This is a genomic window from Pseudomonas sp. GD03842 (genome assembly GCF_029841165.1).
Taxonomy (GTDB): Bacteria; Pseudomonadota; Gammaproteobacteria; order Pseudomonadales; family Pseudomonadaceae; genus Aquipseudomonas.
Genome location: NZ_JAOCEA010000007.1, coordinates 119,513 through 134,813, shown reverse-complemented (window position 1 = coordinate 134,813; position 15,301 = coordinate 119,513). Strand labels below are relative to the sequence as shown.

General features: G+C 61.7%; 17 protein-coding genes and 1 tRNA gene. 4 read left to right on the top strand and 14 right to left on the bottom strand.

All coding sequences use genetic code 11. The features are described from left to right. From N5D61_RS12170 to N5D61_RS12155, 4 genes are all read right to left on the bottom strand, one after another. Positions 1-648 carry an amino acid ABC transporter permease gene (locus tag N5D61_RS12170; protein ID WP_279892906.1) on the bottom strand — a complete coding sequence of 216 codons (648 nt, stop codon included), beginning with the start codon at positions 646-648 and terminating at the stop codon, positions 1-3. Then, on the bottom strand, positions 648-1,307 hold the full coding sequence (locus N5D61_RS12165; RefSeq protein WP_279892904.1) for an ABC transporter permease subunit: 660 nt from the start codon (positions 1,305-1,307) through the stop codon (positions 648-650). The genes N5D61_RS12170 and N5D61_RS12165 overlap by 1 nt, the downstream gene beginning before the upstream one ends. A gap of 7 nt (positions 1,308-1,314) precedes the next feature. After that, positions 1,315-2,163: a transporter substrate-binding domain-containing protein gene (locus N5D61_RS12160; RefSeq protein WP_279892902.1), complete on the bottom strand. Its 849-nt coding sequence runs from the start codon at positions 2,161-2,163 to the stop codon at positions 1,315-1,317. A gap of 229 nt (positions 2,164-2,392) precedes the next feature. Next, a complete protein-coding gene (locus N5D61_RS12155; protein WP_279892901.1) occupies positions 2,393-3,175 on the bottom strand; it encodes an aldolase in 783 nt (260 codons plus the stop codon). A gap of 135 nt (positions 3,176-3,310) precedes the next feature. Here N5D61_RS12155 and N5D61_RS12150 point away from each other — a divergent pair, with 135 nt between their 5' ends. Continuing rightward, positions 3,311-3,868, top strand: a complete 558-nt coding sequence (locus tag N5D61_RS12150) for an XRE family transcriptional regulator (protein ID WP_108238528.1) — start codon at positions 3,311-3,313, stop codon at positions 3,866-3,868. Between the two features lie 9 nt (positions 3,869-3,877). On the opposite strand, the gene N5D61_RS12145 is transcribed toward N5D61_RS12150, so the two are convergent. The 3 genes from N5D61_RS12145 to N5D61_RS12135 form a co-directional block, all read right to left on the bottom strand. Continuing rightward, positions 3,878-4,750: an NAD(P)-dependent oxidoreductase gene (locus N5D61_RS12145; RefSeq protein WP_279892899.1), complete on the bottom strand. Its 873-nt coding sequence runs from the start codon at positions 4,748-4,750 to the stop codon at positions 3,878-3,880. Positions 4,751-4,847: 97 nt separating this feature from the next. Continuing rightward, positions 4,848-5,360, bottom strand: coding sequence for a GNAT family N-acetyltransferase (locus tag N5D61_RS12140; protein WP_279892898.1), 513 nt, complete (start codon positions 5,358-5,360; stop codon positions 4,848-4,850). A 293-nt stretch (positions 5,361-5,653) separates the two neighbouring features. After that, a complete protein-coding gene (locus N5D61_RS12135) occupies positions 5,654-6,001 on the bottom strand; it encodes a hypothetical protein (RefSeq protein WP_279892897.1) in 348 nt (115 codons plus the stop codon). A gap of 245 nt (positions 6,002-6,246) precedes the next feature. On the opposite strand from N5D61_RS12135, the gene N5D61_RS12130 reads away from it, so the two are divergent. The 3 genes from N5D61_RS12130 to N5D61_RS12120 all read left to right on the top strand — a co-directional run bounded on the left by N5D61_RS12130 (position 6,247) and on the right by N5D61_RS12120 (position 7,579). Next, a tRNA-Val gene (locus N5D61_RS12130) sits at positions 6,247-6,323 on the top strand. A 244-nt stretch (positions 6,324-6,567) separates the two neighbouring features. Further along, positions 6,568-7,125: a DUF4174 domain-containing protein gene (locus N5D61_RS12125; RefSeq protein WP_279892896.1), complete on the top strand. Its 558-nt coding sequence runs from the start codon at positions 6,568-6,570 to the stop codon at positions 7,123-7,125. Between the two features lie 109 nt (positions 7,126-7,234). Continuing rightward, positions 7,235-7,579 (top strand): 2-oxoacid ferredoxin oxidoreductase, encoded by a 345-nt coding sequence (locus N5D61_RS12120; protein WP_108238533.1) that lies wholly within the window; start codon positions 7,235-7,237, stop codon positions 7,577-7,579. Positions 7,580-7,638: 59 nt separating this feature from the next. Here N5D61_RS12120 and N5D61_RS12115 read toward each other — a convergent pair whose 3' ends face one another. The 7 genes from N5D61_RS12115 to N5D61_RS12085 form a co-directional block, all read right to left on the bottom strand. Next, positions 7,639-8,265 carry a DUF5666 domain-containing protein gene (locus tag N5D61_RS12115; protein WP_279892895.1) on the bottom strand — a complete coding sequence of 209 codons (627 nt, stop codon included), beginning with the start codon at positions 8,263-8,265 and terminating at the stop codon, positions 7,639-7,641. A 430-nt stretch (positions 8,266-8,695) separates the two neighbouring features. Continuing rightward, the gene (gene dacB / locus N5D61_RS12110; RefSeq protein ID WP_279892893.1) at positions 8,696-10,165 is read right to left on the bottom strand and encodes a D-alanyl-D-alanine carboxypeptidase/D-alanyl-D-alanine-endopeptidase; all 1,470 of its coding nucleotides are present in this window, start codon (positions 10,163-10,165) and stop codon (positions 8,696-8,698) included. Positions 10,166-10,493: 328 nt separating this feature from the next. Continuing rightward, a complete protein-coding gene (locus N5D61_RS12105) occupies positions 10,494-10,838 on the bottom strand; it encodes a YggL family protein (RefSeq protein ID WP_108238536.1) in 345 nt (114 codons plus the stop codon). A 161-nt stretch (positions 10,839-10,999) separates the two neighbouring features. After that, on the bottom strand, positions 11,000-11,791 hold the full coding sequence (locus N5D61_RS12100; RefSeq protein ID WP_256600875.1) for an ABC transporter permease: 792 nt from the start codon (positions 11,789-11,791) through the stop codon (positions 11,000-11,002). 34 nt (positions 11,792-11,825) lie between these two features. Further along, positions 11,826-13,073, bottom strand: a complete 1,248-nt coding sequence (locus N5D61_RS12095) for an ABC transporter permease (protein ID WP_279892891.1) — start codon at positions 13,071-13,073, stop codon at positions 11,826-11,828. 46 nt (positions 13,074-13,119) lie between these two features. Beyond that, positions 13,120-14,127, bottom strand: coding sequence for an ABC transporter substrate-binding protein (locus N5D61_RS12090; RefSeq protein WP_279893082.1), 1,008 nt, complete (start codon positions 14,125-14,127; stop codon positions 13,120-13,122). 54 nt (positions 14,128-14,181) lie between these two features. After that, on the bottom strand, positions 14,182-15,282 hold the full coding sequence (locus tag N5D61_RS12085) for an ABC transporter ATP-binding protein (RefSeq protein WP_279892890.1): 1,101 nt from the start codon (positions 15,280-15,282) through the stop codon (positions 14,182-14,184). Positions 15,283-15,301 lie beyond the last annotated feature (19 nt).

Below are 15,301 nucleotides of genomic sequence, written 5' to 3'. Positions count from 1 at the left end.
TCAACCTCGCAAATGACGGGTCATGCGCTGGCCCAGGGCGCGAGCCAGGGCGGCGACGGTGGACGTCAGCAGCCAGTAGCTCAACACCAGCAAGGCGTAGGGCATCACGTAGGAAAAAGTGGTGGAGACGATGCGCCCGGCCGTCAGGGTCAGCTCGGGAACGGTGATGATCGACGTCACCGCGCTTTCCTTGATTGTCAGGATCACCTGATTGCCCAGCAGGGGCAGGGCGAAGGCCATGGCCTGAGGCGCCTGGATGTGCCAGAACACCCCGCGCCGGGAAATGCCGTGGGCCCGCGCCGCTTCCACTTGGCCGAGGGGAACGCTGGCCCAGGCCGAGCGAAACAACTCGGCGAAATAAGCGCCGCTGTAAACCGCCAGGGACAGAATGCTGGCTTCCACCGCCTCCAGCCGCAGGCCGATGACCGGCAGGCCGAAGTAGATGATTGCCAGTTGAGCCAGAAACGGCGTGCCTCGGACCAGCCAGACATAGGCACGGTAGAGCGCGGCGAAACCGGGCAGCGCCAAACGCAACGCGTTGAACGCGAATCCCAGGATCAGACCGGCTCCGGCCGCGGCCAGGCTGATGCCCAGCGTCACCAGCAAGGCTGTGCCGAAGTCCGGTAGGTAGCTCATTAATTCATGCATCAGGTGCGCTCCCGCCAACGGCGTTCCAGCAGGCTGCCCAGCAGGCTCAACAGACTCGTCAGCGCCAGGTAAAACACGGCCATCACCAAGTACACCTCAAGCGGGCGGTAGGTTTGGGAAACCAGTTGCTGGCTGACCCGCATCAGGTCGGTGATGGAGATGACCGACACCACCGCAGACACCTTAATGACGTCGATCAGTTCGGAGATCAGCGCCGGGGACGTTAGCCGCAGGACCTGAGGCAGCTGGATGTGAACCAGCGTGTTGAACCTGCCGAGGGCGAATACGGAGGCAGCCTCCATCTGGCCCTTGGGGATGGCCGCAAATCCGCTGCTGAGGATCTGCGACTGATAGGCCGCCGTGTTCAGCGCCAGCGCCGCTGCGCCAGCCACCATCGGCGGCACGTCCAGGCCGAGCGCCGAGGGCAGGTAGAACAGCAACAGCAGTTGGGCGAGCATGGGCGTTCCGCGAAAGAAACTGACGTACACCCGGGTAAAGGCCACGCCGCCGCGACTGCGCCCGTGGGCCAATAGATGAAGCAGAACCCCGAGCACGAAGCCCAGCAGCATCCCGACGGCGCACAACCACAGAGTGGTCAGCGCGCCGTCAAGCAAGGCGGGCCCATACAACGCCAAACGGCTGCCGAAATCGTTCATCATCGGCGGCTCAAATGGTGGGGACCGGCATGGCGTCGGTCGGCAAGCTCATGGTGAAGCCGAACCATTTTTCCTGAAGCTTCTTCAGCGTGCCGTCTTGACTGGCCCGCGCGATGCCGTCGCTGAACAGTTTGACCAGCGACGCGCTGTCTGCGTCTTTGCGACCGACCCAGCCGAAATACGTGGTCGGGCCGACCATTTCTGGCAACGTGGCGAACAGCCCTGGCCGTGCTTTCATCAACGGGCCCAGGTTGGACAGCGACTGTGCGACGCCGTCGAGGCGGCCGTTGGCGAGGTCGGCATAAGCTTCGTCGAAACTCACGTATTCCTTGATGCGCTTGATGCCCGGCTGGCCTTCACCCTTGAGTTTGACGTCCAGCGCTTGCAGCACGGCCAGTTGGCCGGAACCCGCCTGCGAGCCGATCACCCGGCCATTCAAGTCGGCCAGGGTGTTGATGTGGCTGTCGTCGGCGCGCTTGAGCAGCGCCACGGTGGATTCGGCAATCGGCACGGTGAACGCGAACTGATCGAAACGGGCCTTGTTGACCGTAACCGAAGTCACCACGAAGTCGAACTTGCTGCTGTCCAGCCCCGGCAGGATGCCCTGGAAGGGCAGGTCCAATTGCCGGACTTTCACACCCGGCAGGTCCGCATCGAGGACGTAGTGCATCAGGTCGGCGCCGTAGCCGACGATCTTGCCGTTCTCCACCGATTCGAAGGGCGCAAAGCGCGCCTCGGTGGCCACTACGATTTCATGTTTCTGCTTGATCCGTTGCAGCAGATCATCGGCATGGGCCATGGACAGGGTGCACAGTGTGACCAACGATAAGGACAAGGCTTTGAGCGTGAAACGAATCATTCGGTAATCCCCTTGAATGGACCGTATTTTTATTCAAGTAACTTGAATGAAATTACAAAGGCATGAAGCATGCCAACCCGTCAGGGCCGTTGAACTGGGGTTAACGGAGGTATGCGCGGGCCGCTGTCGCCCCGAATCTGCGCAAGGAGCGGGGAATTGCGTCGATGTGGTGCATCGGTGAGCCTGGGGTCCGGCGCGCGACGCGCCGTGCCGCCGGGACGAGGTGGGATCAGTTCAGGCAGTCGACGTGCTTTTTGAGCGTGCGGCGCACGTAGTAGTCGAAAGTGGCGCTATGACGTGTGGGACGGGATACCCAATCGTGGGCTTCACGGCCCAGGTGTGGGGGGATGGGGCGGATCTGCCCTGCAGCCATCGCCAGCAGTTGCAGCTTGGCTGCCCTTTCCATCAGGATCGACAGCACACAGGCCTCTTCGACGCTGACGCCGGTCGAGAGCTGGCCGTGGTGGGAGAGCAGGATCGTGCGCTTGTCACCGAGGGCACCGGAAATGATTTCACCTTCCTCGTTGCCCACGGGCACCCCCGGCCAATCCTTGAGAAACGCACAGTCCTCGTACAGGGGAGTAAGGTCCATGTGCGACACTTCCAGCGGCACCTCCAACATCGACAATGCCGCGACATGTGTCGGGTGGGTGTGAATGATGCACTGCGCATCGGGCCGCGCGCGGTAGACCCACGTGTGAAAGCGGTTGGCCGGATTGGGCATGCCGTGGCCTTCCACGACGTCGAGGTCTTCATTGACCAACAGCAGGTTGCTAGCGGTGACTTCATCGAAGCCCAGCCCCAATGCTTGAGTGTAAAAGGTGCCGGGTATCGAGCCGCGAGCGGTGATCTGCCCCGCGAGGCCCGCGTCATGACCGTTTTCGAACAGAATGCGGCAGGTCAACGCCAGCTTCTGGCGCAGGGTCCAGTCGCCGGCTTTTAACGTACTATCCATCTGCGCGTTGGAGCGCGTCATCAGTTGTGCTTTGGAGAGGTCCAGTGTCTTGGCCATGGGCATGCCTCGGCGCGAATGTTCATATGAAGCGCGTTCGAGTCGAACGCTGCGTGAATGACACAAATTCATACTAATGACACAAGGTGTCATTGACAACGCACCCGTTTACCGTCTGACGGAAAAGATCGATCCATGTCCATCCGCTTGAAGCTGCTGCGAAAAAAAATGGGCGTCACCCTCGAAGCGTTGGCCGAACGCTCGGGCATGACCAAAAGCTACCTGTCCAAGGTCGAGCGGGGGCTCAACACGCCGTCGATTGCCACCGCGCTGAAGCTGGCCAGAGCGCTCCACGTCAATGTCGAAGCATTGTTCAGCGAGGCCGATGCTGACCCGGACGCTTACAGCCTGGTGCGCCGCGACCAGCGCCAACTGCTCGGACGCCCCGAGCAGGACGCGGCTTATGCGATGTTGGCCCGCCCGATGAGCGACCACAACTTGCTGCCGTTCATGCTGTGGCCCCCCTTCGACTTTGCCGGCACCACTTTCAAGGAGCATAGGGGCGAGGAGTTTCTGTTCGTCCATGAGGGGCGGGTCGAAGTGGATTTCATGAGCGAAACCGTGATTCTCGAGCGCGGCGATGCCTTGCACTTCAATGCACAGAAACCCCACCGCCTGCGGTCACTGGGCGACGTCCAGGCGCAGTTGCTGGTGGTGGTGCACAGTGAACCGGACGATTCGGCCACACGGTGAATCCCGGCTTCAGGCCGGGTTCCGGCGCTCCATGACTTCAGCCAGCACGGCCAGATCCTTCTCGCCATCGCCCTCGGCGACCGCTTCACGCAGATGGCCCTGAACCACCTCCGCGCCGGGTAGGGTGACGTTCACCTGGCGGGCAGCGGCCAGGATCAAATCGACATCCTTGAGCCCGAGCACGGCCTTGAATGCGGCGGGCTCGTAACGGCGTTCACCGATCAGCGCGCCATAGCCCGAGTACACCGGGCCGGTGAAGATCGTGTTGGAGACCAGGTCCACCAGGTCCGCAGGTTTGAGCCCGTGTCGGCTGACGAGCACAGCCGCTTCGCCCATCGCCTCCACCGCGGCCACCAGCAGGAAATTGGTCGCCAGCTTCATGGTATTGGCGGCCGAGGCTTTTTCGCCCAGACGCCAAGTCTTGCGACCGATCAGATCAAGCAGCGGCTGCACCTTGTCGATGGCCTGTGCGGGGCCGGCAGCCAGGATGTTCAGTTGCCCAGCGGCTGCGACATTCGGGCGGCCCAGCACCGGGGCGGCAATGTAGTCGATGCCTTGAGCGCGGTGCAGTTCGGCCAGTTCATCGGCGAAGTCGACGGCGATGGTCGCGAGGTTGACGTGGATCAAGGGGCCTTTGAGCCGTGGCAGCAGGCCCGAGTCCAGCAAGACTGCGCGCAGGGCCTTGTCGTCAGCGAGCATGCTGAACACGACCTCGGCAGCGAATGCCTCACCCGGATCGGCGACTGCGTGGGCACCGAGCTCGACCAACGGCCGCGCGGCATCAGGGGAGCGGTTCCAGACCTGCACAGTGTGCCCGCCTTTGATCAGGTTGGCGGCAATCGCCTGGCCCATGTTGCCCAGGCCAATAAAACCAATGTTCATTCGCGTGCTCTCCAGTTGTGATGACGATGGGGACTGACTGTAGCACTGAGAACCGACGCGGGTGGTTTCGCGTGAGTGTAATGAAGGCGACCTCGACTCATCGGTCAACGCAGAACAGCAGGCTTTCCGGCTGACCGGGCACGTCATCCAGCACGCCGCACGGTTGCATCCCAAGCTTCACCAGGACCTTGATCGATGCTGCGTGATCAGGGCGCACCACGGCCCACACACGCCGGACCACGGGCCTGGCGAAGGCGTGGTCGAGCGCCTGCCTGCCCATCTCGGTGGCGTAGCCCTGGCCCCATGCTTCAGGGGCGAAGCGGTAGCCCAGGTTGAGCCGCAGCTCGCCCAAATAATCGTAGTGCGCCACCCCACCGAAACCGATCACGTGCTCGGGGGTGTGTTGCACGGCGATCGCCCACCAGCCGAACCCGTGTCGTTGCCAGTGCTCAATCCAGTGGGCGAGCAGGGCGTGCGCTTGCTCGACCGATTTCATCGGCCCGGCGGGGTTGAATGACTGGGTGCGTGGGTCGCTGTAAATGGCGAACAATCGGGCGGCATCATCGGCTGTCGGCGGTCGGTAGATGAGTCGGGCGCTGGGCGTTGTCATGGGAAGGCTTCGAGTGGGTGGGCAGGCCGCCCAACCTACCATTTCGCGAGGCCAAGCGGCACGGCCTTCGACCTAGGGGGGATGCAATTAAAGTACTCGGTGTTCGCTGTGGGTGGCCGATTCGGTCTAGGGATGATCGTCGCTGTCTCGGCATCTGAAGCGGACGCGCCGGTAATTAGAGCGTTGATTGAAGCCTTGTGAACGGCAGGGCTGTCGAAGCCCTGCCACATGCCGCGCTTGCTTGAATGGAGAAGCCAGCGTCAATGCTTTTATCCAGCTGCATGCCGCAACCGTTAGCCGCCCGCTCCGCCGGCACTGGAGGAGCCGCCGTTTGAACCGCTTGAACCACTGCCTGTCGAGCCGCTGCCCGTGGTGTCCCCGCCAGGCAGGTCCACACCGTTGCTGCCGCCGGTGCCATTGCTCATCGAACTGGAATTCATGCCTCGACGGATCCCCATGGCCGGATCGCCCTTATCCATGTCGGTGCCTTGACGCTGGATGTCGTTGCCTTGGGTGCGTGGGTCGAGGCCGGTCTGAGAGGGGGGTGCGCCCATCTCGGGAGTGGCCGATCCGGCCAGTGCGGTGGCCGATCCACATACCAGAACGCAGCCCAGCGTCAGTGCAGCAAATGAGATATTCATCGTGTGATCTCCGTGTCTTGGGTCCTGTTCTCCGTTGGGCGTTCCAGGATCGGATTAAGTGCCATCACGGCGACAAGCGGCAGTCGTTGGAAGAACCCCCTGCAGAATTCACGTCTGCAACCGCAATGCGAGAAGGGAAGCTGGGCCGCGGAGGACGCTGTGCAAAAAATTTGCATATTCAGAGGCTTAGTGTGAAAAAAGCCGTTGACACACTTTGGAATATCCGTAGAATGCCGCCTCACAGCAGGCACGTAGCTCAGTTGGTTAGAGCACCACCTTGACATGGTGGGGGTCGTTGGTTCGAGTCCAATCGCGCCTACCAAACAAAATCCGCTCTGCTGGGCGGTGTCGAAAAGGGCGAATCCTATGATTCGCCCTTTTTTTTATTGCGGCGATTCGTGCCGTGCTCTCCCTTCTCAAAGCCCCGCTCGTCGGGCTTCGACCGCGCCGTTCCGATCCTGAGGCGCATTCTTCCATCGAAAAAAATCCTGAATTTTCAAGCTGTCGGCTGGACCTTTTGCCACGATGCGCGATCATGAGTGCATGGTTATCCAAAGGAGGTGCTTATGTTAAGTCGGTCACTGACCCTCGCCGCGCTGTTGGCCGTTGCCAGTCCCCTGCTGGCGGCCGATGCCGATACACCACTGGCTCAGGAGCGCGGCAAGGCTCGTCCGTTGATCATCATTGCCTCGAGTTCGGTCGACCCGACGCTCACCAGCCTCAAGAAGCAGTTCGATGAACCGGCCAACAAGGAAGGCTTCGCCAAGCGCAGCATGGTGCTGTACACCGTCGTCGGGCTCGCCGGTCAGCGTAATGGCAAGGAAATGGACGCTCAGTCGACCATGGCACTCATTCGCGAGCTCAAGCTCGGCGTTCTGGACAAGGATCAGGCGCAAGTGATCCTGGTGGGCAAGGATGGCGAGAAGAAGATCGACCATAAAGGCCCCATCGATCCCAAGGAAATCTTCAGCACCATCGATCAGATGCCGATGGCCGAGAAGGAAGCCGCTGCACCGGCCCCCGCGCCTCCTGCCGCCGAACCGAAAGCCGCTTCCCAAAGTGGCAAGCCGACCAAGGCAGGCAAAGGTGCGCCCGCGGCACCCCCGCCTGGCCTGGATGACTGAATGTCGGCTAGCGTCTGGTCAGCATTGCCGCACCCTCGATCCTGTCGCGGAACTTCGGCGGGGTGCGCCTTGCTGTTAAGATCGCTCCTTTTCGAGTGAAAGGACTGTCATGAAACACTGGGCGGGAGCGGTAGCGCTGGCGATGCTGGCGGGTTGCACGAGCATGAGTGAAGTGCGTTCGGCCGGGCCGGCACAGGTCTATTCGAGTGAGAAGCCAGCCGCGGCTGTCGCCGAATGCATCAAAGTGAGCTGGGCCAACGTGCAGCTGTTTGGAGATGTTGCCGACGTGTTCATGGAAAATGGCAAAGCCGGTGATTTCACGGTGTACACCACGGAAAGCGAGTACTTTGCCGACGTCAGCGGCAAGGGGGGGGCGACGACGATCAACTTCTACGCCAAACCCGGCGCGAAGGTGATCGAGCAACGCGGGGCGGTGGTCGCCACCTGCCTCTGATCCGCTGACTGATTGCCCTGAGGCGCCGGTGTGCGGTGCGTCAGGGCTTGTTCAAACTGTCACATCGGCGGAGTGACGCCATTCTCTCCCGCGGAAATCGACAGCGCTGTCAGCGTGCCGTCAGCGTCTGGCTGGGCTTGCAGCACCACTTTTACCCCAGGCTTGAGCAGGCTGCGGTCCGCGGGCGTCAAGCTGACGATGGGGACGTCATCCGGAATCACGATTTTCTTCTGACCCCCTTTGTAGTTAACGGTAATCGTGCGCCCGTTGCTGGTGACCAGATCGCCCACCGACCCGTTTGTCATGGTGCTGTCCTTGCCCAGGTCAAACGCGCGGTGGCCGTCGCCGGTGCCTGCCATCTCGGGCGGGAAGACGTGAACTTCCAGCGCCTTGAGGGTGCCATCCGCTTGCGGGATGGCCGCCGAGCCCACATAGCTGCCCGGCTTGATGTCCGAGACCTGGGCAAGCCTCACAGCGCGCACTTGGGTCTTCTCAGTCAACCTGACCTGGACGTCCTCCCCCCGATTGCTGTGAATTTTTAACGCGTCGCTTTCGACGGCGGTGATGGCGCCGCGTACGCGCGTGGGCTTGCCGTCGTCGGCGTGGGCGGCAGGGGCCAAGAGCAATGCCGAAGCCAGCAGCCCCGAGAGCAACAGCGCGCCCTGTGATCGTTGGGTGTTTTTCATTGAGGCGTTGTCCTGTGGAGGGTAGGAAGTAGAAGGGTAGCCTCATCCCACTGCGCGGTGGGTGACATTGCTGTCAGAAACGGACAGCGCAAGGGCTAAGCGGAGCGGGAGGATCAACGCGTAATGCCCGCTGTACCTAGGCTAGTTGCATGGTTCACTCGAACTCGCTTGCGCACGTGTGCGTCGGCCTGTTCATGGGGGCTGGAGGCCTCGTTGTCCACCTTGTTGGTGGCGAAGAGGGTGGATCATCGGGGGCAGCGCCCGACCCGCCCCGGTCAAGGCGGAATCAAGTATCGAGAGCAGCTTTCCCGGACATCGCGACGACCCCTGCCTGATAGGGTGGCGCAAGCAGAATGCGGAGTTGCTCGGTCTCGGCCAGCGCTGGTGAAAAAGGCATGCGCCATCGTCAAGATGGCGCACGCCTGGGCGGTCAAGGCTGCTGCAGGGAGAGCGTGGTGTTCGCCAGCTTTGGCTGGTTAAACATGCTGACCAAGACTTCATCCAGGATCGACGACGCGCCCCATGGACGGGAGTCGTTGAGGATCGCCACCACGACCCAGGTGTTGCCGTTGCTGTCACGGCTGAAGCCGGCAATGGCCCGTACGGTATTCAATGTGCCCGTCTTGATGTGCGCTTCGCCGCGCAATGCAGTGCGCTTGAGGCGTTTGCGCATGGTGCCGTCCATGCCCGCCAGCGGCAGTGAGCTCATGAACTCGGCTTGATAAGGGCTGTTCCAGGCTGCCTGAAGCATTTGCGCCATCTCTCGGGCGCTCACACGTTCTGCGCGGGACAGGCCTGAACCGTTTTCCATCACCAGGTGCGGGGCAGTGATGCCTTTTTTCGCCAGCCACTGACGGATCACCCGTTGCGCCGCCTTGGCGTCGTCACCGTCGGCTTCATTGCGGAATTCCGACCCCAGGCTCAGGAACAGTTGCTGGGCCATGGTGTTGTTACTGAATTTATTGATGTCGCGGATGATTTCCGCCAGGTCCGGCGAGTAGGCCTTGGCCAACAGCTTGGCGCTGCCGGGGACCACGTCCAGACGGTCCTTGCCCAGGATCGTGCCGCCCAGTTCCTGCCAGATCGCGCGCACGGCGCCTGCGGTATAGGTCGGGTGATCGAGCAGCGACAGGTAGGTCTGCGAGTTGCAGCCATCCCCCAACTGACCGGACACCGTCACGGTAATGCCGCCATCGGTGTCGGGCACCGGGTTGTACAGCACGTCGCCCGTGCATTTGTTGGACGCCAGGGCCTTCACCTGGTTGTTGATGTGAATGGCCGCGATTGGCGGTTCCACCGACACCAGAATCTTGCCGCCGTCATTGCGGGTCACGAAGCGTAGCGCCTTCAGGTTGACCATCAGGGCGTCGGGGCGGACCAGGAACGGTTTGTTCTTGTCGTTGCCGTCGTCGTCGAACACCGGCAATTGCGGCTGGATGAAATGACTGCGGTCCAGCACCAGATCGCCGGTGATCTGCTGCACACCGTTGGCCCGCAGATCACGCATCAGCAGCCAGAGCTTTTCCATGTTGAGTTTCGGGTCGCCGCCACCCTTGAGGTAGAGGTTGCCGCGCAGGACACCGTTGCTCAACGTGCCGTCGGTGTAGAACTCGGTTTTCCATTGGTGGGTCGGGCCGAGCATTTCCAGCGCGGCATAGGTGGTGACCAGCTTCATCGTGGAAGCCGGGTTGACCGAAACGTCGGCGTTATAGACGGTCGGGGTACCGGGACCCGTCAATGGCAGCAGCACCAGCGACAGGGCGCTGTTATCGAGCTTGCTGGCCTTCAGCGCTGCTGCGACCTTGGGCGGCAGCGCAGTGTTGATCGGTGCAGCGGAAACGGACAGGGAAAACGGCAGTAGCAGGGAGGCGAACAACAGCGGACGCAAAGATTTGATCATTCAATAAAACCCTACTGCAGAAAGAGGGGAACAATGAGGGGATGAATTCCCTCGTGACCTGAACAGGGACCGGAACCCGAAGCTGTTTGTCGCGGAAAATGGAGGGTCGCCCGATCCTGTGCGGCATTATGCCCCAAGGTGGCGTGACTTGCGCCGGGAAACCGCCGTCAGAAGCGGCTATTTTTGCAGGTGCCTGGCTGGGGGCGTCATGAACGCGTTGAAAGGCGTTCGTTGCGCCGATGGATCAACGTCGGCTCCAGGCCATTCCGCGCCCCCATGAAAAAACCGCCCCAGGGGGCGGTTTTCGTCGGCGCGTGCAGCGGGCGGATCAGGAAGCAGGGTTGATCGGCTTTTCCGGGTACCAGGCGTCCAGCAGCGGGCTGACTTCGACTTTGGTCACTTCGCTGCGGCCCTTGAGCCAGGCTTCGACGGTGGCCCGTTGCTCTTCGGTGACCGAGCCGCGTTCTGCCAGGCAGACCAGGCCGTAGTCGTCACCGCCTACGTAATCCAGGCCATTGGCGTCCATGGCTTCGGTCAGGAATGCGTCGAGGAAGGCGTCGATCGCCTGGTCGTCCAGACCCTCTTTGAATTCCAGATTGAGCTCGAAGCCCAGTTCCTGGAACTCGTCAACACAGAGTTTTTTGCGCAGACGACGGGAGCGGTTAGTGGCCATGAAGCATTCCTCTTAGGTAATTTCGGGGCGCAGTCTACCAGCTAACCCCGGCGGCTGCCTCTTCCTTGATACGCCGCGGCGATGACGCAGGTCATGGACAGTCATTCGTCCGCCGAGCCGTGAAGTACGATCCTGCACCGCAGCCGTAGGGTGTCCGGGCGTCATGAGCCGCGGGTACGTTCGTTGCGCCGACGCAGCGCTTCCATGGTAAGCAATAGCAGCAGTGCGCTAGCGACCATCAGGGTGGCAGCGGCGGCGATGGTCGGGTTCAGGTTTTCCTTGATTCCGGCAAACATCTGGATCGGCAACGTCTTCTGCGCCGGGGTCGAAAGAAACAGCGTCACCACGACCTCATCGAACGAGGTGGCGAACGCCAGGAGCGCGCCGCTCAGCACGCCGGGTGCAATGAGGGGGAGGGTGATGCGCCGAAAACCGTACCACGGCGAGGCGCCCAGGCTCGCAGCCGCTCGAGTGAAGTTGCGATTGTAGCCCTCCAGAGTGGCGTTCACCGTGATCAGCACGAAGGGCGCGCCGAGCACTGCATGGGCGATCACCAGGCCGGTGTACGTATTGAGCAGACCCAGACGGGCAAAAAAGAAATACAACCCGACCGCGACAATGACCACCGGGGCGACCATGGGCGAGATCAGGATCGCCATGATCAGTGCCTTGCCTTTGAACTCGCCTCGGGACAGGCCCACCGACGCCAACGTACCCAGAACGGTCGCGAGCAACGTGGCGAGGGGGGCGATTTTCAGGCTATTGCCCACGGCTTGCATCCATTCGCCGGAGCCGAAGAACTCTCGGTACCACCGCAGCGACAGACCACTGAGGGGGTAGGTCAGGAAGGAGCCTTCGTTGAACGACAGCGGCACGATCACCAAGATGGGCACGATGAGGAACAGCAACATGCACAGGCTGTACAGGCTCAGCAACGGGCGCAGCAGGCGCATCTCCCAAGGATCGACATTTTTCATGGCAGGTTCCTCAGGCAGGTGTGTGCGCGGAGCGTGACACTTTGGTGTACACCCAGTACAGCAAGAGCACGATGATCAACAACTGGCTGCTCAGGGCCGTCGCCATGCCCCAATTGATGGTGGTGTTGGTGTAGTAGGCCACGAAATAACTGATCATCTGATCGCCGGGGCCGCCCAGCAACGCAGGGGTGATGTAGTAACCGATCGCCATGATGAACACCAGCAGGGCACCCGCGGCGACGCCGGCGTACGTCTGCGGCACGTACACCCGGCGAAAGGCGGTCAGCGGGTGAGCGCCGAGTGAAATTGCTGCATTGGTGTAGCGCGGATCGATGCCCTTCATCACTGCGTACAGCGGCAGGATCAGAAACGGCAGAAGGATGTGAGTCATCGAAATCAGCACGCCGGTTCGATTGAACACCAGCGCCAGGGGTTTCTCCAGCACATGCAGACTCATCAGCGTGTCGTTCACCAGGCCGCCGGATTGCAGCATCACGATCCAACTGGCCGTGCGCACAATCAAAGATGTCCAGAACGGCAGCAACACGAATATCAGTAACAGATTGGCGCGCCGGGGAGGCTGGCGAGCCAGCCAGTACGCCAATGGGTAGCCCAGCACGACACACAGGAGCGTCACCAGCCCCGCGATCGCCAGTGAGCGTTGCAAAACTTCCAGGTACAACGCCTTGCCTGGGTCGACCGGGCGAATCTGGCCCGCTTCGCGTTTCAGATCGAACGCCGACAGCCAGTAAAGGCTGGTATAGCGCGCCCCGAGTGCTTTGAACGTGGCCCAGGTTTGAACGTCATCGAGGGCTGGAACCGCCTGGCGCAAGCGTTCGCGCAGCGGTTGGCCAGGGGCAGGCAGTTTGCTCAGGACTGCCGCAGGGATGCTGCGCAACGCCTGGCTTTCATAGCCCAGGCGTCGGTTCAACGCAAACAGTTGCCCCTGACTTCGTGCGTTGCGCAAGTCTTCAGCGAACGCGCCGAACACCGCTTCACCCGGCACCGCCTGGCCGTCCCACTGTGCCAGGAGCGACAGTGTGCGGGGGAGGGCGGTGGCCACTTCCGGGTTGTCGACGCTGCGGGTCAACAGCCCGCCGATGGGTGTCAGGAAGCCCACCACCAACAGCGTCAGCAAGGGCAAGAGCAGCATGATGGAGCGCCGTGTATGGCTACGCCGCGCCGCGCGGATTCGCCAGGCAAGGTCGCGAGGCGCATTGGCAGGCATCGGTGGTTCCAACGTCAGGGCGTCAGGCATGAGCGACTCCTCGTCACAGCGGTGTCGGGTTTGGGAAGGGGGGCGTTCAGCGCGCGGCCCAGGCGTTGAAGCGCTGTTCCAGTTCTTCGCCATGGTCGATCCAGAACTGTGTGCTCACCTGCAGCCCTTTCTCGATATCCGGCAGGTTTTTCTGCGTGTTGGCGTCCAGCAGCGCCATGGCCTGCTTGTTGGTAGGGCGATACGGAATGGTCTCGGCGAACACTTTCTGCTGTTGGGGCTGGCTGACGAAGGCGATGTACTGCTCACCCAGGGCCTTGTGTGGCGAGCCCTTGACGATGGCCCAACTGTCGAGGTCAAAGAGGCTCTGGTCCCAGACGATGGTGAAGGCGTGCCCCTCATTCCGGGCGCTGGTCACGCGGCCGTTGTACGCGGTGGTCATGACCACGTCGCCTGCCACCAGCCATTGCAGCGGTTGGGCGCCAGCCTCCCACCATTGAATGTCGTGTTTGATCAGGTCGAGTTTCTTGAACGCCCGGTCAACGCCTTCCGGGGTCGAGAGCACCGTGTACAAATCTTGCGGCTTCACCCCGTCGGCGAGCAGGGCAATTTCCAGCGTGAACTTGGCGCTTTTGCGCAGCCCACGCTTGCCGGGAAAGGTCTTGGTATCCCAGTAAGCTGCCCAACCGGTCGGGGCGGTTTTCAGTTTGTCGGCGTTGTAGGTCAGAACGGTCGACCAAAAGTACATGCCGATACCGCACTCGCTGACGGCGCTCTTTTCGAATTGCCCCGGTTCGCCAATCTTGCTCCAGTCCAGGGGCTCGAACAGGCCTTCGGAACAGCCGCGTACCAGATCAGGGCTTTCGACTTCAACGACGTCCCAACTGACCTGGCCGGTTTCGACCATCGCGCGGATCTTGGACATCTCACCGTTGTATTCCCCGGCCTGGATGGTGCCCTTTGCGGTGGCATTGAAGGGCTGGTAGAACGCTTTGTCCTGCGCCACCTTGGCGGCGCCGCCAAACGAGATGACGGTCAGCGGTTCAGCGGCGCTCGTTGAGCCGGCGGGCGTGAGGAGGGCGGTCAACAGGGTCATTGCAGCAAATGGCTTGAGCATGGCGAGTTTCCTGAGGCATCGAGGTTCGGAGGGTTAGGCAGGCGTCGCATCCAGCGCCGAGGCATCGGCGCTGTGCCAACAGACAGAAAGGCAATGACCTTCGCGCCAGAGCGGTTGCATCTGGGCGATGGGCACCTTGACGTTGAAATCGGGGTTGTCGCCCACGCGCAGCCGGATGCGCACGTGGTCACCCAGGTAAAGGCATTCTTCGATCCGCCCGCTCAGGCGGCTGTCATAACGCTCATCCCCATCCAGGGTGACCCGTTCGGATCGGATCGACAGCGAGGTGCGGCTGCCGTCGACCAGCCCTGGCGTGCGACGTGCGAACACCTGCTGACCGGCGTCCAGGCGTACGCGACACCGGTCGGGGTCGAGCGAGTCGAGTCTTCCGGGCAGCACGTTGGTATCGCCCATGAAGGTGGCGACGAAGGTATTGGCAGGACGCTCGTACAGCGCCTGCGGGGTGTCGACCTGCTGAATCACTCCATCGTTGAAGATCGCGATGCGATCAGACAGCGTCAGCGCTTCGGACTGATCGTGAGTGACGAAGACCACGGTCAGGCCGAGCTCGCGATGGAGGCGGCGGATTTCCAGCTGCATCTGTTCGCGCAGTTGCTTGTCCAGCGCACCCAGCGGCTCATCCATCAACACCAGCCGTGGTTCGAACACCAGCGCCCTGGCCAGTGCAATGCGCTGCTGCTGGCCGCCTGACAATTGGCTGGGGTAGCGGTCAGCAAGTTCGGACAGGCGCACCATCTCCAGCGCCCGCTTGACCTTCGCGCGGATGTCGTGCCGGTTGATCCGTCGCACTTCCAACGGAAAGGCCATGTTTTGCGCGACGGTCATGTGCGGGAACAAGGCATAGTTTTGAAACACCATGCCAATGCCACGCAAGTGCGCGGGAACGCTTTCGATCGCTTTGCCGTCCAGGCAGATCCTGCCTTGGGTGGGGCTTTCAAAGCCGGCGAGCATCATGAGGCTGGTGGTCTTCCCGGAGCCGGATGGGCCGAGCAACGTCAGGAATTCGCCCTGCGTCACGTCCAGGTCAAGCTGTTTCACCACTGTCTTGAAACCGTCGTAGCTCTTTTCCACGCCTCGAAAACTGACGAAGGCCTCTGCGTTGCTGCGGGTCATCTCAGGTTCCCCTGTATAT

Excerpts from the sequence above, each read along its gene's own strand:
- N5D61_RS12170 (WP_279892906.1), bottom strand. The coding sequence starts at position 648 with ATGCATGAATTAATGAGCTACCTACCGGACTTCGGCACAGCCTTGCTG.
- N5D61_RS12165 (WP_279892904.1), bottom strand. The coding sequence starts at position 1,307 with ATGATGAACGATTTCGGCAGCCGTTTGGCGTTGTATGGGCCCGCCTTG.
- N5D61_RS12160 (WP_279892902.1), bottom strand. The coding sequence starts at position 2,163 with ATGATTCGTTTCACGCTCAAAGCCTTGTCCTTATCGTTGGTCACACTG.
- N5D61_RS12155 (WP_279892901.1), bottom strand. The coding sequence starts at position 3,175 with ATGGCCAAGACACTGGACCTCTCCAAAGCACAACTGATGACGCGCTCC.
- N5D61_RS12150 (WP_108238528.1), top strand. The coding sequence starts at position 3,311 with ATGTCCATCCGCTTGAAGCTGCTGCGAAAAAAAATGGGCGTCACCCTC.
- N5D61_RS12145 (WP_279892899.1), bottom strand. The coding sequence starts at position 4,750 with ATGAACATTGGTTTTATTGGCCTGGGCAACATGGGCCAGGCGATTGCC.
- N5D61_RS12140 (WP_279892898.1), bottom strand. The coding sequence starts at position 5,360 with ATGACAACGCCCAGCGCCCGACTCATCTACCGACCGCCGACAGCCGAT.
- N5D61_RS12135 (WP_279892897.1), bottom strand. The coding sequence starts at position 6,001 with ATGAATATCTCATTTGCTGCACTGACGCTGGGCTGCGTTCTGGTATGT.
- N5D61_RS12125 (WP_279892896.1), top strand. The coding sequence starts at position 6,568 with ATGTTAAGTCGGTCACTGACCCTCGCCGCGCTGTTGGCCGTTGCCAGT.
- N5D61_RS12120 (WP_108238533.1), top strand. The coding sequence starts at position 7,235 with ATGAAACACTGGGCGGGAGCGGTAGCGCTGGCGATGCTGGCGGGTTGC.
- N5D61_RS12115 (WP_279892895.1), bottom strand. The coding sequence starts at position 8,265 with ATGAAAAACACCCAACGATCACAGGGCGCGCTGTTGCTCTCGGGGCTG.
- dacB (WP_279892893.1), bottom strand. The coding sequence starts at position 10,165 with ATGATCAAATCTTTGCGTCCGCTGTTGTTCGCCTCCCTGCTACTGCCG.
- N5D61_RS12105 (WP_108238536.1), bottom strand. The coding sequence starts at position 10,838 with ATGGCCACTAACCGCTCCCGTCGTCTGCGCAAAAAACTCTGTGTTGAC.
- N5D61_RS12100 (WP_256600875.1), bottom strand. The coding sequence starts at position 11,791 with ATGCGCCTGCTGCGCCCGTTGCTGAGCCTGTACAGCCTGTGCATGTTG.
- N5D61_RS12095 (WP_279892891.1), bottom strand. The coding sequence starts at position 13,073 with ATGCCTGACGCCCTGACGTTGGAACCACCGATGCCTGCCAATGCGCCT.
- N5D61_RS12090 (WP_279893082.1), bottom strand. The coding sequence starts at position 14,127 with ATGACCCTGTTGACCGCCCTCCTCACGCCCGCCGGCTCAACGAGCGCC.
- N5D61_RS12085 (WP_279892890.1), bottom strand. The coding sequence starts at position 15,282 with ATGACCCGCAGCAACGCAGAGGCCTTCGTCAGTTTTCGAGGCGTGGAA.